Here is a 21476-nt window from a genome sequence, read left to right on the forward strand (position 1 = left end):
GACAGCACGTCTAGACAAGCCAGAGCACTGAAGCTGGAATGTAAGTGGCAATCGCCAGTACGATCAGCGCGAGAATAATGAACGGAATGAGGCTCTTGACGACCTCTAGGTAACCGATGCGGAACGTGGCTGTGCCGATGAAAATGTTGAGACCGAAGGGCGGGGAGATCATGCCGATAGCAAGATTGAAGACCAGAATGGCTCCGAGATGCGTCGGGTCGACCCCAATGGCAACGGCGCTGGGATAGACGAGCGGCGCCAGGACAATGATGGCGGAGTTTGGATCGATGAACATGCCGGCGACGAGAAAGATCGCGTTGATGATCAAGAGCACGGCCCAGCCAGGCATCCCGCCGAGAACACCGCTGATCATCTGGGGTACCTGCAGCAAGGTGAGATACCAGCCCATGGCGCTGCCGACGGCGATCAGGATCAGCAGGCTGGCGATGACGATACCGGATGACCGCGAGACCGAGAACAATTCACGCAGGCCCATGTTCCGGTAAATCAGCCATTCCACTATGATGGCGTAGACACAGGCCGCAGCGGCGGCTTCGGTCGGGGTAAACACGCCGCCGTAGATGCCGCCGAAAATGACGGCGGGCAAGCCGAGCGCCCAGAATGCCCGCTTGCCGGCGTGCCAGCGCTGTGCCCAGCTTGTCGGCTCAGCTCCGGTGATGCCGTGACGCTTTGCATGAATATAGACGTAGATCGTCAGGGCGAGCACAAACAAGACGCCTGCCGCGAGCCCCGCCAGGAAGACCGCGCCGACGGATGCCGATGTCTGAACCGAATAAAGGATCATCGCGACCCCAGGAGGGATCAGCATGGCGAGCGTGGAGGCGGACAGGATCAGTCCGACGGAAAAGGAACGGCTATAGCCCTGCCGCAGCAGCGAGGGGTAGACGATGGGCCCGATGGACACCACGGCGGCGGCGCCGATGCCACTGATCGCGCCGAAAAAGGCGCATGAGATCACCGTTGCCATGGCGAGGCCGCCCGTGACGTGGCCGACAAGCGCTTCCATCAGTCCAACGAGGCGTGAACCGATCTCGCCGCGGGCGATGATGTCGGCAGCGAAGATGAAGAGCGGCACAGCAATCAGCGAGAAAACATTGACGCCTTCGATCACGCGCTGGGACATGACCATCGAGGGCATGTGCGGGCCGAATATCTCGAACGTTCCGACGGTCGCGGTCAGGATGCCGAGAAAGATCGGAAATGAAAGGGCCAGAAGAGCGACCAGCACAAGTGAAAAAACAAGAATCGCCATGGTTTTCAGGGCTTTACGATGTTTGCAGAGGCTTCCGCTTCTGCGTTCTGGTCGAATTGCTCGGCGAGGTCCTCGTCCTTGACCATCGCGGCTCGTTCGCTTTCCGGGTCAAACAGGAAGGACAGGGTCATATGCAGATAGGCCAGCGCGCTGAGGGCTGCGCCGACCGGCATCGAGAGGTGCAGAATGCCACGCGGGATCGGCAGCACCGGGCTTGTCTGTCCGCCGGAGAGCATACGGTCTGCGAGTGCCGCACCAAAATGCAGCATATAGACCATCATGAACGTGCCCAGAATGCCGATGGCGACCCCCACCCAGCGGGTGATCGCGAACGGCGCGAAGCGCGGCAGAATGTCGATGGCGATATGGGAGCGCTTCCGGATCAGCATGTACATGCCGAGAAACGTCATCCACACCATCATGTAGCGGGCGGCTTCCTCGCCGCCGATCAGGCTGAAGCCGATCAGATAGCGGCCGGCGGCACTGACAAAGAGCGTGCCCATGATGGCAATAAGCGCCACCCCGATGAGATACGAAACCACGAGATCGGGTGCCTTGAGCACCCGATCAAACGCATGGATAATGCGTATCATCACCGGCTTCGGGCCGGCATTCCGGCTTTCAACCGTGTCGGTCATTATTCGGTGCCCATCTCGGCCTTGAAGGAATCGATGATTTCCTGGCCTTCAGGACCCACCTGTTCCACGTAGAAAGCTTCAACGCCGGGGAGCGTTGCTTCTTTCAAAGCGGCATACTGTTCGTCGCTCAGTTCGTGGACGGCAACACCTGCTTTAGCGAAAGCGTCCATGGCGGTGCTGGTCATTTCGTCCGTCTTGTCCGCAACAAGCTGACCAGCGCTGACGGCGGCGTTCCTGACAGCCGTCTGGCAGTCTTCGCTGAGCGCATCATACCAGGGCTTGGAGACCATGAAGATCTGGTCAAGATTGCCATGATTGGTCATGGTGATATCGCTCTGGACCTCGTAGAACTTCATCACGTAGCTGGTTACCAGCGGGTTCTCCTGAGCATCGATCGTGCCATTTTGCAGTGCGCTGTAGGTCTCCGAAAACGGCATGTTGACGGGGTTGAGGCCGAGAAGCGTCTGCTGTTCGACCAGAACAGGCGAAGGCATGACGCGGGCTTTGAGGCCGGCGTAGTCATCAAGCGACTGCAACGGCTTGTTGCCGGTCCATTCCTTGTAGCCAGTATGCCATGCCGCGAGGCTGACGACATCCTGCTCCTCGGTGCTGGCGAGCAGGTTGGCCATCGCTTCGCCCTTCTGCAACTCAATCAGCTTTTCTTCATCCGTCGGCCAGAAGAAGGGAAAGTCGAAGATGCCGATCTTGGGTTCGAAGCCGACGAGGAAGGAGGCAGGAAGCACGACAGCTTCGATCGAGCCGATCTGCATGCCTTCGATCAGGTCGGTGGTGCCGCCCAGTTGACCGGACGGATAAACCGTGGCTTCGATTTCGCAACTTTCATCGGCAGCGAGAAGGTCGGCAACCTCATGGGCGCCGAGGTCACGCGGGTCGCCAGGCGGAACAACATGGGCGATCTTCATCGGCTGTGCCGCAACGACGCCTGCGTTGAGTGCCATGCAGGCCGTCCCGAGCGCGAGAAGCAGTGTCTTGGTTGTCTTGGATTTCATTTTCATTCCCCTTTTTTGTTGAGTATCGTTTTCATGGTCGAGCGCGCGCCGCCTCTTTGTGGCGGCGCGATATTAGTTTCGGCGGGTCAGTACCCCTCCCGCTGATCGATACCGAACTTGTCCGCTAGCCAGTCGGCCATCTTTTCCTGACCGATGGTGGGGTTGTCGTGCTGGCAATGTTCAGCACCGGTTTCCTCGACGCTGACCATTTCGAGCGTCACGTCGACACCATGTTCCTTTGCATATTCGAAGACCTGGGTTGCCTGGCGCACGCTCAGCACATCGGAGCCGCCGTGGCAGATCAGATACGGGCAGCTGATCTTGTCGATATGGCCTTCGAGTTTGAAATCTTTTCCCTTTTGCAGCGCCTCGGACATGTTCTTGCCGCCAAACACCCAGGTAATGTGATCAGCAAGACCATGGCTATCGCCTGCCGATCCCCAAAGGTCGTTGACGTCCCAGACGGCGCCATGGGAGATGGCCGCAGCAATGCGTGGTTCATAGGATGCGGCGCGCGCCGCGTAGAAACCGCCAAGACTCGAGCCGCAAACGGCGATGCGCTTCTCGTCAATATCGCCACGCGACAGCAGGTAGTCGATCATCACGCCGACAGGCTTTTCATAATCGAGCTGGGTATTGATACCGTGGCGCCGCAGCGTACCGCCCTGGCCGGGTCCGTCGATCATCAGAACCGATATGCCACGCTCATAAGGCCCGCGGGCGCTCATGAACCACATCTCGTCCTTGATGCTGTCGAGACCGCCAAAGCAGATAACAACCGGCGAAAGCGATGGTGCCTTGGGCGCCTTTAGGAAATAGCCGTACATCTTGCCGTCGAGATACGGAATTTCCACCTCTTCCATGGCCGGCTTTAGATACCGGCCCCACTTCTTCGAGCAGTTCTCCATCTTGGTGAAGATTTCGAGACGAGCCGGGTCCTCTCCTTCGAGCCAGAACTCTGCCTGGCGGTAATAGTCTGCAGCGCGCAACCAGCAGGCCTTGGCAGTCTCGATGTGCCCGGCCTTTTCCTCGGCGTCGCCACGCTTGTCGTTGCGGTCTGCAACACGAAGCCATTCCTCACGCCAGCTGTCCTTGTCGCCGGGCACCATCCGCGAGGCCGCCTGGAAACACTCGGAGATTGCGCCGCCACCTTCCTGGGTTTCGCCAAGCGCGCGGCGGAACTGGTACGACATCCAGGGATGTTCGGGCCAGTGATGCCAGCCATAGTCGCGATAATGGGGTTCCGTGCGGTCGACGACCTCGTCAATCAGCTTCTGCTCTGCAGACAAATGCACTCTCCTGCATGATGGAATTCTGTTTCAGTTAGGGTTCTACACCGAGGTTACAGAGAGATGATTATATGTCAAGTAACTTGAATTTTATTGCGCCCCTATGAAAACCGACCATTCCACCAACCATGCGCCCTGTCGCGGCAGACCTCTCTCACGCCGCGAAGCGCAAGGGCTTCGCCTCAGAACGGCGCTCGGGATGCATCGCGCCGCCCCGGTTCAGCACCGGCCCCATATCGCCAGCCCGGCATATGGCCGGGCCGGGATGGCGACCTCTTCATTTGTCCATGTCGCGATGAGACCGCCTTGTGTGTTCTCTCGCTTTTTAAAATGAGGGCGGCGTGTTCAACCAGATCACCCGAGCCTCGGTACTGCCGATATTGCGATAGCCATGCGGGCGTTCGGATCGAAAGCAGAAGGAATCGCCTGCCGACATTTCATAACTCTTGCCGTCCAGAAGAAGTTCTACTTTTCCTTCAAGCACATAACCAAACTCCTCCCCATCATGCTGCAACATGCCCTCACTGCCGCCACCGACTCCGATGTGGTGAATATTGCCCTGCAGCAAATGCCCCTCGGCAAACGGAATGAGCCGTTCGAGCGTCAGATGCTCTCCCTTTCTGAGCGGATCAGTGTGGACCAGCATCCTGTCTCCCGCACGCGAGACCGGGCTGGCCGGTTCATCTGCCTGGGCGAACATCTGTCCCACAGTGAGGTCGAGCCCCCTCGCAATCTTCTGCAGCATTTTCAGCGACGGACTGGAACGACCGTTCTCGATCTTCGAAAGCAGGGATTCCGAACACCCCGCCGCATCAGCCAGTTCCTTCAGTGTCATCCCCTTGACCAGCCGGGCATGCCTCAGCTTCACACCGACATTGGTCGACAGATTATCTTGATTCATCACGCGTCCCTCTTTTCACTCTTGAGCGAAATTACAGAAGCATGAATTTTTATCAAGTTTTACGCGATCAAATCCTTTCGTCTGTCAGTTCGGCGTTTCTATCGGCATGTCCTTTCATTGGACCATGGCCTGGTCTTCGTTTCACTCTGACGCGAAGGCGCGGACAACGTCATCATGCGCGCCGCCATTGGCGAGAACGAGCTGCAGCAGCAGACGTGCCTTCAGCGCATTCAGCCGACCTGCGGGAATGAGGCCTTTGGACAACAGGTCAATCTCTCCCCCCTTGAATCCATAGGTCTTTCGGAACACAGGTCCGCTGCCGGTTCTGCTCGCAAGAATGACAGGAAATACGCGCGCAAGCGCGGCCAGTGGGCCGGAAAGCCCTTCGGCGACGTGCCCTGCACCCATCGCCTCGATGACAGCCCCGCGATAGCCGAGGTCTGGCAACGCTTCGATCAACCTGCTGTCCTCGCCAATGCCGGGCTTTATGAGAGCCACCGGAGGAATGGCTCTGGAGGGAATGGCGCATGCCCTGCGACGCACGGTTGGCGGGGCAAAGAAGAAGGCGGCTCCCTCCATAACCTCGCCGGACAGCCCCTGCCCCGCAGAAATGAACGCCGAGCAGAACCCCGTATGGGACTTCGTCACGGCTGTCGCGGTGTGGATGTGGTCGTCCATCACCGCAAGTGCGCCGCGTGCTCGCGCTTGGTGGCTTGCTGCGGTCATGACGGCGGCAAGAATATTGGCCGGGCCGTCGGCACCAGCCGCCTCCGGGCCGCGCATGGCTCCGGTGACGACGATGGGCGCCTCTTCATCCCACATGCAGTCGAGCGCAAAGGTGGTTTCCTCGATTGTATCCGTACCCTGCACGACAACGACACCGGCAGCACCGTCGCGAACGGCTTCCCGCGCAAGGCCAGCAACTTCGCCAATCTGATCCAGCGTCAGCGACGCGCCTGGAATGCGAAATGGCGAAAGCGGCGTGACATTTGCCACAGCCTCCAGTCCTGGAACCGCCGCCAAAAGCGCCTCGGCCGTCAGTCTCGGCGTAATGCCGCCGCCTGCACCGGAGGTCATGGTAATCGTGCCGCCGAGCACGATCAGCGAGATATTTGGGAGGGAAGGAGAGGAAGAAGCGCCCGACATCAGCTGTACCTTTTCTCGCGTCCGTCATCGTCAAACCAGTCGAAACTGTCTTCGGAAAGGTTGGCGACGACACTCTGCACCTTGGTGTAAGATTCATAGCAGACGATGCCGTTTTCCTTGCCCAGGCCGCTGTCCTTGAAACCGCCCCACGGCGATGCGGGATCGACGCGGTGATGGTCATTGATCCAGACGATACCGGCCTCGATCTTGCCCGCCACGCGATGTCCGCGCGCACCATTTCTGGTCCACACACTTGCGGCTAGTCCAAACTGGGTGCTGTTGGCCAGAGTGATCGCCTCCGTCTCAGTCTCGAATGGAAGGACACAGACCACAGGGCCAAAGATTTCCTCCTGCGCGACACGCATGTCATCTTTGACATCGCAAAAAATAGTGGGCGTGTAGAAATAGCCGCCGGCATACTCCTCGCCCTCCGGCCTCCTGCCGCCGGCAGCAAGGGTTGCGCCTTCGGCTTTGCCGATCTCGACATATTTTTCCACCAGATCGCGCTGCTTGGCCGAAATCATCGGTCCCATCTGGGTCTTCGGATCAGAAGGGGTGCCAATCTTGATGGCGTTGGCGCGCTCTACCAGCGCCTTCAGCACATCATCATAAATGGACCGCTCGACCAGAAGGCGCGCACCCTGGACGCAGGTCTGCCCGGCAGCAATGAACGAAGCGAACAGCGCTGCAGGCACAGCCTGATCGGCCATGTCCTCGAAGATAACGACAGAAGCCTTGCCGCCAAGCTCGGCAGCGAAAGGTATCAGGTTCTTGCCGGCCGCCGCCGCAACCACCCTGCCCGTTTCGGTGCCTCCCGTCAGATCGATCTTGGCAATGCGCGGATGGCTGGTAAGGGCAGCGCCCGCCGTCGCCCCAAACCCGGGCACGACATTGTAGACACCTGCTGGCAGACCGGCCTCTTCAAGCACCTCGGCAAGCATGATCGGCGTCAAGGGCGCCAGCTCGCTCGGTTTCACGACAAGGGTATTTCCCGCCGCCAGAGCCGGGGCGACCTTCTTGGTGAGGATCAGCAGCGGATGGTTCCAGGGCGTGACCAGGCCGACCACGCCGAGCGGCTTGCGGACGGTATAGTTCAGGTGGTTCCTGCCGAAGGGATGGACTGAACCCTCATGCGTGCGGGCAACGGCCGCAAAGTAGGAGTACCATTCCGGAAGACGTTGAAGCTGGGCTTTCATTTCGCGTACGGGCCGGCCGGTTTGCGACACCTCGACATCAATGAAATCGGGCAGGCGTCGGGTCAGGATTTCCGCAGCGCGATTGAGAATGCGGGCGCGAGCTTCGGCTTCCATGCCGCCCCAGGAAGGAAATGCAGCTTCGGCGGCCTCGACAGCCTTTTCGATATCCGCGGCATCGCCTTCGGCAACAGTCGCGATCCTCTTGCCTGTCGCAGGATCCTCAACCTCAAAGATCTTGCCGCTGACGGCGGGGACGGACTTGCCGCCGATAAAGAGATCAAGATGCATGTTTTCGGTCATCGCCTTCATTCTGTCTGTCCCCCTGTCTGGCCGAGATACCAGTCGAGGATTTCCTCTCCCGTCCACATCTGCACGCCCTCATGGCCTAGGATGAAATCGTAGAGCTTCTCCAGGTACTTGATCCGGTGCGGTACCCCCGTCAGATAGGGGTGGATCGAAATCGCCATGACCCTTGGCGTCTCGGCACCTTCCTGCCAAAGGCGCTCGAAATGATCCTTGCCGCGCCGGAAGATCTCGTCGGATGGCTGCCCCTGCACAGCCGTCATGACCACATCATTGATTTCCACCGTATAGGGGACCGAAGTCAGCCGTCCGGTCTTGGTCTTGATCGGCACAGGCTGGTCGTCCAGAACCCAATCGGCGACGTATTCGATACCGGCCGAGGCCAGAAAATCCGCAGTTTCGTCGGTCTCTGTGATACCCGGGCTCTCCCACCCGCGCGGCGCCTTGCCGGAAAAGTCCTTGATCGCCTCCATCGTTCTGGCGATCGCCTCGACCTGATCATCGACCTTGTGCATCGGCTTCTGATGAAAGCCGTGCCCCATAAACTCCCAGCCCGCGGAAAGCGCAGCTTCAGCCGCTTGAGGATAGGCCTCGATAGCCGAACCATTGATCGCCAGCGTTGCCTTCAGGTCACGCGACTTCAGGGCATCCAGGAATCGCCAGAAGCCGACGCGCATGCCGTATTCATGCCACGCCCAGTTAGGGACATCCGGCAACATGGGAACGCCCATCGGCGGAGGGAGAACCGAACGTGGCATTGCCGCTGCAGGATTCCAGGCTTCGACATTAACGATCGTCCAGACGGCGACGCGGGCATTGCCGGGTAGAGTGAGTGCCGGTCGCTGCGTAATCGGCTGATAGGGTATTCTGCTGCGCACCGAGGCTCCGACGGCGTCCGTCATGTCGTATCCTTTCAAGGTCATTTGCGATATATTAGATATTAAATACGAGGTTCTTGTCAAAGCCTTTTTCGATTACTAATCTGAGCAGCATCGAAATCCGTGGCTACATGCCCGGTCGACAAACCAACCGGGATGGCATCTTGAGAAAAATCGGACTTCAAAAACACGTTCAACTGAGCCGCTCCGAGGCGGTTCGCGAAGCCTTGCGCGACGCCATCCTCTCAGGCGTCCTGCCGCCCGGAGAGCGCCTCAATCTCGATGAGGTAGCCGAAGAATTTGGTGTCAGCCGCATGCCGGTGCGCGATGCCGTTCGCCAGCTCGAAACCGAAGGTCTGCTGAAGGTCTTTCCCTATAAGGGCGTCGAGGTCTCAACCCTCTCAACGGGTGAAATCGAGGAGCTGTTCACGCTGCGCAGCGCCCTGGAACAGGTTGCAATAGGACGCGCCGTCCCTCGCTTGAGCGCCGAAACAATCGACGACATGCGCCGAATCCTGGAAGAGATCGACGGACTAGAAGACAGGACGACACGCTGGCTTGAACTGAACGCGGCATTTCATCACGCACTCAACGCGGCTTGTGGCTGGCCACGGCTTCTGGAAATGATCGACACACTCCGGAGCAATGCTGACCGCTACGTTCGTTCCTATGTGACCAATGCTGGATTGTCCGTTTCACAGCAACAGCATTGGGCGCTTCTGCATGCCTGCGAAGCCGGAGACGCGGCAAAGGCAAAACAGGTCATCGACGCGCACCTGATGGGAACAGCAAACAGCCTGATCCAGATCCTGCAGCAGAACCTGGACGAAACTCCGGAACAGCCAAGCAGACGGAGAAAGATAAATGCGGGATAGGACAGGCTTCGACTGCACGCAAGACACCGAAGGCTTCGTTTTGAGTCGTCCTGATCGTTGTGCGGTCTTCAGCAGATTGCCTTCTGCCAAGTACACTGTGCTTGACGCACTATGATAACGGTTTCGTGCGTTGTCGCATGAATGCGCGGCTACGGGGGCAGCTCATCTGAGTGCCCCCGCGCCTTCAATCTACCGTCAGCTTTTCCGAAGATTATCGCAGACAGCGATCGCCTGGAGGTTCTCCTGACCTGGCTAGGCCAAAGCGACTTCACCGGCCAACTCGCCAAGCTCTATGAGGGCTCCTCCCACGCCTTCCCCGTCGGCTACAGCATCAAGAGCGGCATCGCCTGCAGCATTCCCCGGTACATTCGCGTTCTCGTTACCTGCAAGGGCTCCGGGAATTAAAACCTGATGAGCAAGTTTGGCAAACGCACCTGCGCCGGTTAAGCCAATATAGGTCCACGGATCTTTGAAAAAGCTCTTCCCGCCAGCAACCGTTTGCAACTCATCCAGCGTCAGTTCAGTAACAGATGTTTCTTCGATATTTTTTGTGGCCTGAAGGCCGACCAAACGAACATTGTCATCCATCACTGCGAACATTTTCTTCACTCCTGTTCAGATAAATGCATCGTCTTCAGGTCGCTATGAATTCAACAGATTTCAATATTTGATCTATTAAATATTGTTCATATGAGATTGGCTTCGCACAGCGCCGACCCTAGAACTGGTGGAATAGGCCGACCGGCCGAAGTGAAATCCGCTCGGCGATCATGCTTCTGCAATAGGACAGTTTATTTGCACCGCGGGACTTTATCTGAAGTTTCGTCTGGATCTGAAGCTTTGTCTGGCCGTTTCGCAAAGCATGAGTCGATGTCACGCAACCGCACATTTCAACATCTTGGGCGACGATGACGACAAGATGTCGTCGAATTCGGCACCACCTTTCTATCCCGCCAAAAGCAGGCGCGCAGTCAGACGACGGATTTCACCAGCCGTTTCAGCCCCGGCAGCGCCGTCAGCACCAGAAGCAGGACGGAGATCGCAATCATGACCGCGCTTCCCGGGCGTTCGAGGAAGATCATCGGATCGCCCCTGGACAAAAGCATCGCCCGGCGCAGATATTCCTCCATCATCGGCCCCAGGATGAAACCGATCAGAAGCGGCGCGGGTTCGTAGCGGTAGAGCCTCAGCACATAGCCGAGCGCGCCGAAGCCGAGCATGGCCCAGACATCGAAGAGCGAATGATCGAGGCTGTAGACGCCGATGGAGATCAGCACGACGATCGTGGGATAGAGGAAATAATGCGGGATGCGCAGCAGCCGCACCCAGATGCCGATCAACGGAATGTTGAGCACCAGAAGGAAGAGATTGCCGAACAGGAAGGAAACGATCAGGCCCCAGAACAGCGCCGGGTGATCCGAGATCAGGCGCGGCCCGGGGGTGACGCCGTGGATCATCAACGCGCCGATCATCAGCGCCATCGTCGTCGAGCCCGGTATGCCGAGTGTCAATGTCGGGATGAAGGCTGTCTGGGCGGCAGCATTGTTCGCCGATTCCGGCACGACCACGCCCTCTATGGCGCCCTTGCCGAAATTGGCGCGGTTCGGCGAAACGCGCTTTTCCACCGCATAGCCGATCGAGGAGGCGACCGTCTGGCCCGTGCCCGGCAAAGTGCCGAAGAAACTGCCGATCAGGCTGCCACGGATGGCCGGCCCGAGGCAGCGCAGCCATTCGCTGCGCTGCGGCAGGAAGCGCTGCCAAGCGACTTTTTCCGTGGCATAGGACGCCGTCGTCCCGCGGGCGGAGAACATCGCCTCCGACACACCGAAAAGGCCCATGGCAACGACCACGAGATTGATGCCGTCACGCAGGTCCTGGATACCGCCGGTCAGACGGGTGGCGCCGCTGTTGACGTCAACCCCGATCGTGCCGAGCAGCACGCCCAGCGTTACCATCATCACCCCCCTCAGCGTGCCGGAGCTTGAGACGACGGAGGCCGCGACAAGCCCGAGCAGCATCACCGCGAAATAATCCGCCGGTTCCAACAGCAGGGCGAAATCCGCAAGCAGCGGCGCAAGCGCGGCAATCACCAGAATGCCGAAAATGCCGCCGAAGAAGGAGGCAAGCGCCGTCATCAGCAACGCCACGCCCGCCCGTCCTTGCCGCGCCATCGGATAGCCGTCGAGACAGGTGATCGAGGAGGACGGCGTGCCCGGAATATTGAGCAGGATCGAGGCGATCGAGCCGCCATATTCCGCGCCGTAATAGACGCCGGCCAGCATGACGAGTGCTGTTTCCGGCGGCAGGTAGAAGGAAACCGGCAGGAGCATCGCGACGGCGGCGAGCGGTCCAAGTCCGGGCAGAACGCCGATGAAGGTGCCCAGAAACGTGCCGAGAAAACAATAGAAAAGGTTTGGAATTGTCGTGGCGGTGGCAAAGCCGAGGGCAAGATTGTCCAGCATGGTTTAAAATCCCCGGAAGGCTTCAAGCGGCAATCTGAGGCCGACAATGAAGACAAGCCAGATGCCGAACACCGCGCCTGCCACAAGACCGGCCCGCCTCAGAGGCGAGAGCGCGCCGACGGCAAAGCTTGCAATCAGGACACAGACGCCGGCACCCGGCAGAACGCCGAAACGCTGCGTCACAAGCGCAAAGCCTGCCACCGCGAGCGCGACCGGAACGACCGAGCGCCAGTCCGCCTTCATATGTTCGGCGCCGGCCTTGATGTCGCCAACAAGGGCAATGACTGCGAGAATGACGAGAATCCCGCCAGCGATCAGTGGAAAGGCCCCGGGCCCCATCCGCCGCGGCGTGCCGAGGTCGAGCGCCGTCAGCGAAGCGGCGATAAAGACCACGGCTATTGCGCCGATCAGGAGCGTGCCAGCCTGTGCCGAAAGGCGCTTCAGCATTGCCCGTTTTCCTTTTCGAGAACGAATTCGCTGCCGTCATAGCGTGTCAGAACGGTGATGGCGCCGGAGCGAATGGCCTCTTCGGCAAGCGCGATCCGCTCCGCGACCTGATCTGGAACGTCCGGCCGCAATGCGAGCGCGGCATAGTCGCCGTCGCAAAGCCCCAGCGCAACCGGTCTCTGCGGCAGACAGCCGGTGGCGACATCGGCGATGGCGCGCTCGACACCGAGATCGATCCGCGCCAGTGCCGAGGCGACAAACACATCCGGCGCGAGCGCCGTCCAGTCGAGCGCGTTGCCGATCTGCACGATGCCGGCCTCTCGGCAGGCATCGATCGCGCCCTGCCTTGCACCGTTCAGCATGGTGAAGATGACATCGGCGCCGGCGGCGATCTCGGCATCGGCCCATTCGCGGGTGATCGCATTGTCATCCTGCGAGCCGCAGAAGGATGTCAGTACCCGGACGGCAGGATCGGTCTCCGTCACGCCCTGCACGAAGGCGGCGCGCCCCTTCAGGCCCGGACGAACCCGGTGTCCGGAAAGATGGCCAACCGTACCTGTCTTCGTCATGAGGGCGGCCAGGCATCCGGCGAGATAGGCCGAATGCTCCTGGGCGACATCGTAGCTTGCGAGGTTTGCCGCATGGGCATCGCCCTGGACGATGGCAAAGGGCTTGTCCGGCCAGTCGCGCGCGATCATCGGCATGACCTGGTCACCCTGCCCGCCGATGAATACCAGCCCGTCAAAGTCCGGCATGATGCTGTTGAGGCCTGCGCGGATCTCCGTCGCGTCATAGGCAAGCCCGTCGACAATGCTGATCCGGCCCCTGCCCGCACGCGCCGCGTTGCGCGCGCCGGCAAGACCGCTGGCGTTGAAGCCGGTATCATCCGCCTCGCCGATGACGACGACCGCGATCTGGGGCAGATCGGGTGCCCCGGAAACAAGCGGGCTGACGCGCATCACTGGTTCGCCTGTTTGACGAGCGGCGCCCATTCGGCAACCCCAGCGGCCACATAGTCGGTGAATTCCTCGCTCGTCATCTTGCCGCCGACAATGCCCCATGTTTCGAACTGGGCGACGACATCGTCGGCGGAAAGCGCCGCGTCGAGCGCTTCCTGAAGCGTGGCGACGATTTCGGGATCGATCCCGGCAGGGCCGGAAATGCCGAGCCAGTTTTCCGCGACGATGTCATAGCCGAGCTCGGCAAAGGTGGGGGTATCCGGCAATGTCTCAAGCCGTTCAGGCGAGGTGACGGCGAGCGGAATCGCTGCGCCCTCTTCGACGGCGGGCAGGTTTTGCGGCACGGCGTCGAATAGTACCGGAATGACGCCTGCCCGGAAATCGAGCCGCATCGGGCCGGACCCCTTGTAGGGAATGTGCGACAGTTCCACGCCTGCATCGTTTTCGAAGGCGACGGCGACGACGTGGCCCCAGGAGCCGACACCGGAGGAGCCGTAATCCAGCATGCCGGGCTCTGCCTTCGCCTTTGCGACAAAGGCAGCCATATCCGGCGTTTCGAGTGTGGGCGAGACGAACATGCCAAGGTGAACGGCGCCGATATAGCCGATATGCGTGAAGTCTCCGACCGGGTCATAGGGCGTGTCGGGAAAGCTTGTCGGCGCGACATTGAACGGCGTCAGGTTCGACAGCATCAGCGTATAGCCGTCATCCTCCGCGTTCTTGAGCTCGGTTGCGGCGACGGTGCCCGCAGCGCCAGGCTTGTTTTCGACGACGAATTGCTGGCCGAGACCGGCGCCGAGCTTTTCGGCGAGAAGACGGGCGACGAGATCACTCGAACCGCCCGGCGGAAAGGAAACCAGGATGCGGACAGGCCGCTCGGGATAGTCGGCGGCAAGGGCAGCGGGGGCGAGGACGGCAAGTGCCGTGGCGGCGAGAATAAGGGATTTCAGCGGTCGGACCGGCATGGCAGAACTCCAGTTTCTGCTGACGTGGGACGGGGCGAATGCACTTACGGAATTCAATTTCCAAAACAGGAAACTACAGTTTCAAACGCCGGGCAAGTAAAAAATAGGCACCTATAAATATTGTCTATTTCTTGGGCATAATGGTTTTTCCGCAGGCGGCAAATCAGCTTGAACGCTCGCAAATACGGCATGTTTCAATGCCCCTCGACACGAAGCTAGCCCTGCAATCGGGATTTCAGAAACCTGCCGCTTGCCTTTTCCGTCCCGCAAACGCTAATGGAGGATATGAAATCCGAGTTTCAAAATCCGGCCGATGACGCCCCGTTTCTGACCCGCGTGCAACGGGTGTTGCCACGCCTGAGCCCGGCCGAACGCAGATTGGGCGAATTTCTTCTGGATTTCCCGGGGGAGCTCGGCAGCTATGACGCGCAGGAGCTGGCGCGCCTTTGCGATGTCTCCAAGGCGACCGTTTCCCGCTTCATCCGCAAGCTTGGTTTTTCAAGCTATGATCAGGCCAAGAAGGCGGTGCGCGACGAGCGCGAGACCGGCTCGCGCGCTTTCTTCGCCCGTGCCGAACCGGAGGCGAATGCAGCCGCCCTCGCCCTCGACATGCGCGAGGACAAGGACAATCTCGACTGGACCTTTGCCAATCTCGATGCAAGCGAACTCGACCGGCTCGCCGCCGCCGTCATCGAAAGCCGCAAGGTCTGGATCACCGGGCAGCGCATCAGCCAGTCCTTCGCGCATTATCTCTATTGGCAGCTGACCAAGATCGTCGGCGAAGTGGTCGTCTTTCCGCAAGGCGGCGAGACGCTTGGCGAGCATGTCGCCCGCATCAAGGAGGGCGACCTGGTGATTGCGATCACGCTGCGCCGCCGCATCGCCGGCACGCGGCAATTGCTGGATACGATCGTGGAAAGCGGTGCTGCGCTTGCCCTGATCTCGGATGAGAACATGGCGCGCCATCCCGCCGCCCACTGGCATTTTCACTGCCGGATCCATTCGGATGGACCGCAGTTCAACCATGCGGCCGTGCTGGCGCTCTGCCACCAGATCGTGGTCCGCGCAACGCTGAAAGCCGGCCGCGACGGCCGCGATCGGCTGCGAAGCGTTGACGCGATCAACGAAAAGCTGATGCAGTACGAGTAAGCCGAGAGTCACAGGGAGACAAGGGCTCGTTTCCTAGCCGAGCAGATGCGGATATAGGCCGATCAGGCCCACGAGGATCAGATACGCGGCCACGACATAGTTCAGGACGCGCGGTACGAACAGAATGACCAGACCGGCAATGAGCGCGATCAGTGGCTGGATCATGAGAGTGGTCGTCATGGCATTCTCCTTTGTCATTTGCTTCCAGACGTTTCTTCATGGAAGTCCGTTTGCGATGGCCGCCGTTTCGTGTTTCAGATAACCAGGCTTTCATCCTTCCAAAGGCGGAAACCGCCTTCGAAGGCCAGCGTGTTGTCACCCCGGCGGCACTTTGGCGGCAATTCATCAAGATGCTCGACATTGCCGCCGCCAATGACGACATAGTCGGGCTCCAACGCCGCCGTCAGCTTTTCGACGATGTCGAAGACGCGCTTGCGCCAGTCCTTGTTGCCGTGTTTTTCCCGATAGGCCTCGGCGACATAATGCTCATAGGTCTTGCCCTTGCGGAACGGCAGATGCGCGATCTCCATGGGCTGTGCGACATTCTCGACGACCATTGCGGCACCGAGACCGGTGCCAAGCCCCAGAAACAGCATGCGCCCGCCCTGATAGGATCCGAGCGCCTGCATCAGCGCATCATTGATGATCCTGACCGGGCAGCCGAACGCCTGCCCGTAATCGAAACCGACCCAGCCCGGTCCGAGATTTGCCGGCTCCGCGATCGGCTTGTCATGGACGACCGGACCGGGATAGCCGATCGCGATCACATCGTAATCAAGACCCTCCGCCATGGTCTTGACGGCCGCCACCATCTCTGTCGCGGTCATTGTTCTCCCGCTGTCGGCCTTCCGCTCCGGGCCGCCGGCGCTGGCGCGGATCTTGACGTGGGTTCCGCCGATATCGATCGCGAGCACGCGGCGCTCGGTCCCATTTGTCTGTTCCATCTCTGGCTCCTTCAGGATTGGGCGGGATCGAACCAGCCGCCGGCCGGCGCGAAGTCCTTCATCTTTTCCGGCCCCCATGTGCCGGGCTTGTAGGTCTCCGGCCTAGTCTTGTCGTCCAGGATCGGCTCGAAGATCGTCCAGGCCAGTTCGGCGGCATCCTCGCGGGTGAAGAGTTCGCGCCGCCCGGCCATGGCATCGCCGATCAGCCGGTCATAGGGCGCCAGATCGCCGACGCCGTCATCGACCGCCGCAAGCTCGACGGCCTCGCCGCGCATGTCCTCGCCCGGCGACTTGCGCTGCGCGCCGAGACCGATCTCGATTTCCGGACCAAGGCGGAAGCGCACGTAATTGGCGCCGGCATGCTCCATCGTATCGAACAGCGCGATCGGCGGGCGCTTGAACCGAACCACGACCTCTGTCGCGTGAACGGGCAGGTTCTTGCCGGCGCGGATGAAGAAGGGCACCCCGCTCCAGCGCCAGGTGTGGAGATGGAACCTGACAGCCGCAAAGGTCTCCGTCGTCGAGCCCTCGGCAACGCCCGGCTCGTCGAGATAGCCCTCGAACTGGCCGCGCACCACATCCTCGGGCTGAAGCGGCGGGATCGCCTTCAGCACCTGCACCTTTTCATCCACCAGATCGTCGGAGGACCCGCTCACCGGCGGCTCCATCGCCAGAAGCAGCAGCACGTTGACCAGATGGTTCTGGATCACGTCACGGATGCAGCCGACCTCGTCATAGAACTTGCCGCGGCCCTTGATGCCGAAATCCTCCGCCATGGTGATCTGGACGCTGTCGATCGTGTTGCGGTTCCAGACGGGCTCGAGAAAGGCGTTGGCGAACCGGAAATACAAAAGGTTCTGGATCGCCTCCTTGCCGAGGAAATGGTCGATGCGGAAGATCGCATCCTCCTCGAAAACCGTGTGTAGGGCCTCATTGAGCGCCCGGGCCGTCTCGAGATCGCGGCCGAAGGGTTTTTCGACCATCAGCCGGGCGCCGCGTGCGATCCCCGCCCTGTCGAGACCGCCGGTCACCGTTTCGAACAGCGATGGCGGGATCGCCAGATAATAGAGCGGGTGCTTGTGATCGGCGAGCGTCTCGCGGAGCTTGTCGAAGGTCGACTGGCTGCGATAGTCGCCGGACACATATCCGAGAAGCCCGGCAAGCTTTGCAAACACCGCTTCGTCGAATGCCGCGACATGGGACTCGACCGAATCCCGCGCACGGGCGATCAGCTGGTCGAGGCTCCAGTCATCGAAGGCGACGCCGATCACCGGCGTGGCGAGCGCGCCCCGCTTCACCATCGCGTAGAGCGAAGGAAAGATCATCTTGTGGGCCAGGTCGCCGGTGGCGCCGAACACCACCAGCGCATCGGATTTTTGCTCCGTCATGGCGCTTCCTCCGCTATTTTGTCGATTTTTCAAGATGACCGCCGAAGGCGTAGCGCATGGCCGAGAGCACCTTGCCGGCAAATTCCGCTTCGCCGCGCGAGGAGAACCGCTCGAACAGCGCCGACGACAGCACCGGCGCCGGCACGCCCGTCTCGATCGCGGCCTGCAATGTCCAGCGGCCTTCGCCCGAATCCGATACCCGGCCGTCAAACCCTTCCAGATGCGGGTTTTCCTTGAGCACAGCCGCCGTCAGATCCAGAAGCCAAGAGCCGATCACCGAGCCATGGCGCCAGACTTCGGTCACGGCGGCAAGATCGATGTCGAACTGGTAATATTCGGGGTTTGCGAGTGGGGTGGTCTCGGCGTCGACCTCGCGCTCACGCGTCCCGGAATTGGCCGCCTTCAACACGTTCAACCCTTCGGCATAGGCCGCCATCACGCCGTATTCGATGCCGTTATGCACCATCTTGACGAAATGGCCTGCCCCGGTCGGGCCGCAATGCAGATAACCCCTGGTGGCCGTGTCCGCCGATGCGGCCGGGTCCGCCCCTGCATCGGCGCCCGGCGCAAGCGAGGCAAAGATCGGGTCGAGCCGCTCTACCGCCGACTTCGGCCCGCCGATCATCAGCGAATAGCCGCGCTCGAGACCCCAGACGCCGCCGGACGTGCCGGCATCGATCATGTCGATCCCGGCAGGGGCGAACTCCCTGGCAAGGTCGATCGCATCGCGATAGTTGGAATTGCCGCCATCGATGATCGCGTCGCCCTTTCCAAGCCTCGAGGCCAGGTCGCGCGCAATGCGCGGGGTGATCGCTGCCGGCAGCATCATCCACACGGCGCGCGGCTGCTCCAGCTTTGCAACGAGGTCATCGGCCGAGCTGGCGCCGACGGCTCCCTCCTTGACCAGGGCCGCGACATTGTCGGGATTGACGTCGAAGACGACGCATTGATGGCCATCCTTCATCAGACGCCGCACCATATTGGCGCCCATGCGCCCGAGGCCTACCATTCCAATCTGCATGTCCAAACTCCGTTTCCAGCTCCTGATCATTCGCCGAGGCGAACGGTGAAGTCTACATTCTCCCACTGGCCGCTTTCCGGCCAGAAGAAAGTGAAAATAACGGCACGCCCGGGCTCCAGGCCCTCAAGCGGCAGGTCCGCGAAATGGGTGCCGAGCCCGGAAGGTTCGGTCTCGATGTCCTCGACGGTCGCCCAGCCATCGGCGCTCCAATGGATGGTCGCCGCGTCATCCAGTTCGATCCTGAGCGTCTTGCCGGACGGTATGGTGGCGAGCCGGTTGTTGAACCGCCAGATCCGGAGCTCTGACGCCGTCCGGCGCTCGACATAGCGGGCCAATCCCTGTGGCGGCATGTCGAATACCGCGCCATCGGCGAGCGAACGCAGCAGCTTGATATGTTCCGAATGGGCCCAGACCAGCGGCATCGCGCTGCCTGACGGACGGCCGAAGAACAGCTCGAGCTCCGGCATGTCGGGGCCATCCCAGCTCTGTTCCGGCAACAGCCCGCCTTCATTGGCGGATTTTTCGAGCGTTGCAAGCAGCGCCCGGGCCGCCTCGGGCCGGCCTGCGGCAAGCTCGTAATGGGCGCGCTCGCCGGCGAGCAGAGGCCAGGGCCGGCCCTGGCCGATACCGTCAAACGCCCGGCCATCCTCATGCTCGCCGTAGCCGTCATTGGTATAGCGGTACCAGAGCGGGCCCTGCGGCAGTTCCGCACGCAGGCTATGATCGATCGCCTTGACCGTGTCGACGATATGCGGATCATCGGCCGCGCGAAGCCCGAAGCGCACCAGCGCCAGCGCGTCCGGGCTGATCACGGCATCGCTCGCCATCAGCGCGCGTTCGGCCGTCTGGTTGCGGATCGGCGTTGTTCCCGCCGGCCCCGCGACATCCGTCGCATCGGGTGCGGCGATGCGGACATAATAACCCGCGATATCCAGCGCCCGGCAAAGATCGGGATCGCCTTCAAAGGTCCATTGCTCGATCTGCTCGTTCCAGCAATCGGCCGTTTCGCGCAGATGGCCGGCTGCCTTCGTTTCGCCGTCGAGCTCCAGAATGTCGGCAGCGGCCAGCAGGGCCGTGATCTCGACGGCGAGCGTGAAGGGACTGTATCCGGCATCCTCTTCCCAGCGGTCCTCGCCGGTCGCAGGACCGTTGGCCAGAATGTAGCCGGCGGCGCTCTTGACCATCGGCAGGAAGCGGCGGAGCGAACTGCCCTTCAGATGGCCGTGGCGGCGCAGCATGTCGGCGAGCAGGATCGGGAAGGCGCATTCGTCCATCTGCACGCCCTGCCAGTAAGGCTTGCCATCGAGCCAGAAATTCTGCGCCCATCGGCCGGAGGGCTGCTGCAGTTCGCGCAGATAATCGAGGATCGCCAGAGCCTCTTTGGCATCCCCCGCCGCCAGAAATCCGCCGGCGGTTTCCACCAGATCGCGCGGCCAGACCAGATGGTAGCCGCCGAGGTCGTCATCGCCCTTGGAATAACCCCAGGGAATCGAGAGGCTGGCAACCGCCGCGCCGGGGCGGTCCGATGCCCGATGGGTGGCAAGTACCGCCGTCGAGACGCGATAGGGGTTGATGCCGGTCTCTTCCTTGCGGTCGAGCGGAACGAGGCTGTCCTGCCATTTCCGCCAGCCAGCAACATATTTCTTCAGGGCTGCGTCAAAACCTTCCTTCAGGCTGTGCATCGCGACCGCCGCCGCTTCGTGTTCGGTCTGGCCGAAGCCAAGCGCCATCGTCACGGTCCCGTCGGTTGCGGAAAGGTCGATTTCGCCGGCAAGCGCGACATTGCCGTCATCGGCGCGCTGATACTGCCTGACGAGCCTTCCATGCGCGCTGAGCTGCTGCCAGCCATCCGAGCAGCCTACGAAACCGGCGGACATGGCGCCCCATGGCGCACTCGACACCAGCGCCAGATAGCGGGAACGGCCGCTTGCGAACAGAACGCGCGCGCCCTCGAACTCGCCGATCCAGGCTGAATTTCCCATGCCCGCATTGACGAGGTGGGGCGCGAGGAGCGCGTGCACCCGGTAGTCGCCGGTCTCACCGCTCAGGGCGGAAAAGGTCATGCGCTGGAGGATCACGGCCCGCGCGGGGTCGGCGATGACCTGCTTTTCGATCCGGTAGGCTCCGTCATCAGCGGTATTGATGATCGAAAAGGCCGGAACACCATCCTCGATGGCCACCGTTTCATGGGTGCAGTCGCGTTTTTCCTCCGAAAAATAGCCGTCCCGCCCGGTCACGACGAAACCGAAATCGCGCGTGCAGGCGCTATCAACGCGGGGGTAGTAGATCTCGTTGAGAATGCCGTGGCTCAACGTGAACCAGACAGGCGAAGCCGTCGAAAGCGCGGTGCCGACACCGCTCTTGGCGCTTGACGTCCAGCGGGCACCGATACCCGGTGCGCCGGTGGCAAAATCGATCATGTCGCTCACTTTTTGCTTCCTCCATAAAGTCTGATTCTGTCCGCTTTGCGCGTTGTGAACCAGAACTGTTATCGAGAAGTGATAGCAGAGCAATCTGTCATCTGGTTTTCCGTCAGATTAACTTTCCGTATTGTTACGATACACACGGCAGGAGACGGAATTATTTCGGCTGCAGGCCGGCCAAGATCGGCGCCGGACCAGCCTGCCCGGCA

General features: G+C 60.8%; 20 protein-coding genes. 2 read left to right on the forward strand and 18 right to left on the reverse strand.

The window, feature by feature from the left end:
- Nucleotides 1-10: 10 nt before the first annotated feature.
- From HPQ62_RS09225 to HPQ62_RS09260, 8 genes are all read right to left on the reverse strand, one after another.
- Nucleotides 11-1273, reverse strand: a complete 1263-nt coding sequence (locus tag HPQ62_RS09225; protein WP_174802245.1) for a TRAP transporter large permease — start codon at nt 1271-1273, stop codon at nt 11-13.
- 5 nt (nt 1274-1278) lie between these two features.
- The gene (locus tag HPQ62_RS09230) at nt 1279-1911 is read right to left on the reverse strand and encodes a TRAP transporter small permease (RefSeq protein ID WP_174802246.1); all 633 of its coding nucleotides are present in this window, start codon (nt 1909-1911) and stop codon (nt 1279-1281) included.
- Nucleotides 1911-2921 carry a TRAP transporter substrate-binding protein gene (locus tag HPQ62_RS09235; RefSeq protein ID WP_174802247.1) on the reverse strand — a complete coding sequence of 337 codons (1011 nt, stop codon included), beginning with the start codon at nt 2919-2921 and terminating at the stop codon, nt 1911-1913. The genes HPQ62_RS09230 and HPQ62_RS09235 overlap by 1 nt, the downstream gene beginning before the upstream one ends.
- Nucleotides 2922-3007: 86 nt before the next feature.
- Complete coding sequence (locus HPQ62_RS09240) at nt 3008-4210, reverse strand: alpha/beta hydrolase family protein (RefSeq protein ID WP_174802248.1); 1203 nt, start codon at nt 4208-4210, stop codon at nt 3008-3010.
- Nucleotides 4211-4535: 325 nt separating this feature from the next.
- A complete protein-coding gene (locus HPQ62_RS09245; RefSeq protein ID WP_174802396.1) occupies nt 4536-5111 on the reverse strand; it encodes a helix-turn-helix domain-containing protein in 576 nt (191 codons plus the stop codon).
- A 141-nt stretch (nt 5112-5252) separates the two neighbouring features.
- The gene (locus HPQ62_RS09250) at nt 5253-6257 is read right to left on the reverse strand and encodes an asparaginase (protein WP_174802249.1); all 1005 of its coding nucleotides are present in this window, start codon (nt 6255-6257) and stop codon (nt 5253-5255) included.
- Entirely contained in the window at nt 6257-7762 is a 1506-nt protein-coding gene (locus HPQ62_RS09255; RefSeq protein ID WP_174802250.1) for an aldehyde dehydrogenase, read from the reverse strand. The genes HPQ62_RS09250 and HPQ62_RS09255 overlap by 1 nt, the downstream gene beginning before the upstream one ends.
- The gene (locus HPQ62_RS09260; RefSeq protein WP_174802251.1) at nt 7759-8658 is read right to left on the reverse strand and encodes a polysaccharide deacetylase family protein; all 900 of its coding nucleotides are present in this window, start codon (nt 8656-8658) and stop codon (nt 7759-7761) included. Before HPQ62_RS09260 ends, HPQ62_RS09255 begins: the two co-directional genes overlap by 4 nt.
- Before the next feature lie 53 nt (nt 8659-8711).
- Here HPQ62_RS09260 and HPQ62_RS09265 point away from each other — a divergent pair, with 53 nt between their 5' ends.
- Complete coding sequence (locus HPQ62_RS09265; protein ID WP_174802252.1) at nt 8712-9509, forward strand: GntR family transcriptional regulator; 798 nt, start codon at nt 8712-8714, stop codon at nt 9507-9509.
- 252 nt (nt 9510-9761) lie between these two features.
- On the opposite strand, the gene HPQ62_RS09270 is transcribed toward HPQ62_RS09265, so the two are convergent.
- The 5 genes from HPQ62_RS09270 to HPQ62_RS09290 all read right to left on the reverse strand — a co-directional run bounded on the left by HPQ62_RS09270 (nt 9762) and on the right by HPQ62_RS09290 (nt 14342).
- Complete coding sequence (locus tag HPQ62_RS09270) at nt 9762-10109, reverse strand: hypothetical protein (RefSeq protein WP_174802253.1); 348 nt, start codon at nt 10107-10109, stop codon at nt 9762-9764.
- Nucleotides 10110-10480: 371 nt separating this feature from the next.
- Entirely contained in the window at nt 10481-11971 is a 1491-nt protein-coding gene (locus HPQ62_RS09275) for a tripartite tricarboxylate transporter permease (RefSeq protein ID WP_174802254.1), read from the reverse strand.
- A 3-nt stretch (nt 11972-11974) separates the two neighbouring features.
- Nucleotides 11975-12418, reverse strand: coding sequence for a tripartite tricarboxylate transporter TctB family protein (locus tag HPQ62_RS09280; protein WP_174802255.1), 444 nt, complete (start codon nt 12416-12418; stop codon nt 11975-11977).
- Nucleotides 12412-13377, reverse strand: a complete 966-nt coding sequence (locus HPQ62_RS09285; protein WP_174802256.1) for a BMP family protein — start codon at nt 13375-13377, stop codon at nt 12412-12414. The genes HPQ62_RS09280 and HPQ62_RS09285 overlap by 7 nt, the downstream gene beginning before the upstream one ends.
- On the reverse strand, nt 13377-14342 hold the full coding sequence (locus tag HPQ62_RS09290) for a Bug family tripartite tricarboxylate transporter substrate binding protein (RefSeq protein WP_174802257.1): 966 nt from the start codon (nt 14340-14342) through the stop codon (nt 13377-13379). The genes HPQ62_RS09285 and HPQ62_RS09290 overlap by 1 nt, the downstream gene beginning before the upstream one ends.
- Before the next feature lie 285 nt (nt 14343-14627).
- Here HPQ62_RS09290 and HPQ62_RS09295 point away from each other — a divergent pair, with 285 nt between their 5' ends.
- Nucleotides 14628-15491 (forward strand): MurR/RpiR family transcriptional regulator, encoded by an 864-nt coding sequence (locus HPQ62_RS09295; RefSeq protein ID WP_174802258.1) that lies wholly within the window; start codon nt 14628-14630, stop codon nt 15489-15491.
- Nucleotides 15492-15524: 33 nt separating this feature from the next.
- On the opposite strand, the gene HPQ62_RS09300 is transcribed toward HPQ62_RS09295, so the two are convergent.
- The 5 genes from HPQ62_RS09300 to HPQ62_RS09320 all read right to left on the reverse strand — a co-directional run bounded on the left by HPQ62_RS09300 (nt 15525) and on the right by HPQ62_RS09320 (nt 21264).
- The gene (locus HPQ62_RS09300; RefSeq protein ID WP_174802259.1) at nt 15525-15671 is read right to left on the reverse strand and encodes a DUF3096 domain-containing protein; all 147 of its coding nucleotides are present in this window, start codon (nt 15669-15671) and stop codon (nt 15525-15527) included.
- Nucleotides 15672-15745: 74 nt separating this feature from the next.
- Nucleotides 15746-16435 (reverse strand): ROK family protein, encoded by a 690-nt coding sequence (locus HPQ62_RS09305; RefSeq protein WP_174802260.1) that lies wholly within the window; start codon nt 16433-16435, stop codon nt 15746-15748.
- An 11-nt stretch (nt 16436-16446) separates the two neighbouring features.
- On the reverse strand, nt 16447-17823 hold the full coding sequence (gene zwf, locus HPQ62_RS09310) for a glucose-6-phosphate dehydrogenase (RefSeq protein ID WP_174802261.1): 1377 nt from the start codon (nt 17821-17823) through the stop codon (nt 16447-16449).
- Nucleotides 17824-17836: 13 nt separating this feature from the next.
- Nucleotides 17837-18844 carry a phosphogluconate dehydrogenase (NAD(+)-dependent, decarboxylating) gene (gnd, locus tag HPQ62_RS09315; protein ID WP_174802262.1) on the reverse strand — a complete coding sequence of 336 codons (1008 nt, stop codon included), beginning with the start codon at nt 18842-18844 and terminating at the stop codon, nt 17837-17839.
- 26 nt (nt 18845-18870) lie between these two features.
- Nucleotides 18871-21264, reverse strand: a complete 2394-nt coding sequence (locus HPQ62_RS09320) for a glucan 1,4-alpha-glucosidase (protein WP_174802397.1) — start codon at nt 21262-21264, stop codon at nt 18871-18873.
- Between the last annotated feature and the right edge of the window lie 212 nt (nt 21265-21476).

The organism is Martelella limonii, from assembly GCF_013344475.1.
GTDB classification, from domain to species: Bacteria; Pseudomonadota; Alphaproteobacteria; order Rhizobiales; family Rhizobiaceae; genus Martelella; species Martelella limonii.

Excerpts from the sequence above, each read along its gene's own strand:
- HPQ62_RS09225 (WP_174802245.1), bottom strand. The coding sequence starts at position 1,273 with ATGGCGATTCTTGTTTTTTCACTTGTGCTGGTCGCTCTTCTGGCCCTT.
- HPQ62_RS09230 (WP_174802246.1), bottom strand. The coding sequence starts at position 1,911 with ATGACCGACACGGTTGAAAGCCGGAATGCCGGCCCGAAGCCGGTGATG.
- HPQ62_RS09235 (WP_174802247.1), bottom strand. The coding sequence starts at position 2,921 with ATGAAATCCAAGACAACCAAGACACTGCTTCTCGCGCTCGGGACGGCC.
- HPQ62_RS09245 (WP_174802396.1), bottom strand. The coding sequence starts at position 5,111 with ATGAATCAAGATAATCTGTCGACCAATGTCGGTGTGAAGCTGAGGCAT.
- HPQ62_RS09250 (WP_174802249.1), bottom strand. The coding sequence starts at position 6,257 with ATGTCGGGCGCTTCTTCCTCTCCTTCCCTCCCAAATATCTCGCTGATC.
- HPQ62_RS09255 (WP_174802250.1), bottom strand. The coding sequence starts at position 7,762 with ATGAAGGCGATGACCGAAAACATGCATCTTGATCTCTTTATCGGCGGC.
- HPQ62_RS09260 (WP_174802251.1), bottom strand. The coding sequence starts at position 8,658 with ATGACGGACGCCGTCGGAGCCTCGGTGCGCAGCAGAATACCCTATCAG.
- HPQ62_RS09270 (WP_174802253.1), bottom strand. The coding sequence starts at position 10,109 with ATGTTCGCAGTGATGGATGACAATGTTCGTTTGGTCGGCCTTCAGGCC.
- HPQ62_RS09275 (WP_174802254.1), bottom strand. The coding sequence starts at position 11,971 with ATGCTGGACAATCTTGCCCTCGGCTTTGCCACCGCCACGACAATTCCA.
- HPQ62_RS09280 (WP_174802255.1), bottom strand. The coding sequence starts at position 12,418 with ATGCTGAAGCGCCTTTCGGCACAGGCTGGCACGCTCCTGATCGGCGCA.
- HPQ62_RS09285 (WP_174802256.1), bottom strand. The coding sequence starts at position 13,377 with ATGCGCGTCAGCCCGCTTGTTTCCGGGGCACCCGATCTGCCCCAGATC.
- HPQ62_RS09290 (WP_174802257.1), bottom strand. The coding sequence starts at position 14,342 with ATGCCGGTCCGACCGCTGAAATCCCTTATTCTCGCCGCCACGGCACTT.
- HPQ62_RS09295 (WP_174802258.1), top strand. The coding sequence starts at position 14,628 with ATGAAATCCGAGTTTCAAAATCCGGCCGATGACGCCCCGTTTCTGACC.
- HPQ62_RS09300 (WP_174802259.1), bottom strand. The coding sequence starts at position 15,671 with ATGACGACCACTCTCATGATCCAGCCACTGATCGCGCTCATTGCCGGT.
- HPQ62_RS09305 (WP_174802260.1), bottom strand. The coding sequence starts at position 16,435 with ATGGAACAGACAAATGGGACCGAGCGCCGCGTGCTCGCGATCGATATC.
- zwf (WP_174802261.1), bottom strand. The coding sequence starts at position 17,823 with ATGACGGAGCAAAAATCCGATGCGCTGGTGGTGTTCGGCGCCACCGGC.
- gnd (WP_174802262.1), bottom strand. The coding sequence starts at position 18,844 with ATGCAGATTGGAATGGTAGGCCTCGGGCGCATGGGCGCCAATATGGTG.
- HPQ62_RS09320 (WP_174802397.1), bottom strand. The coding sequence starts at position 21,264 with ATGATCGATTTTGCCACCGGCGCACCGGGTATCGGTGCCCGCTGGACG.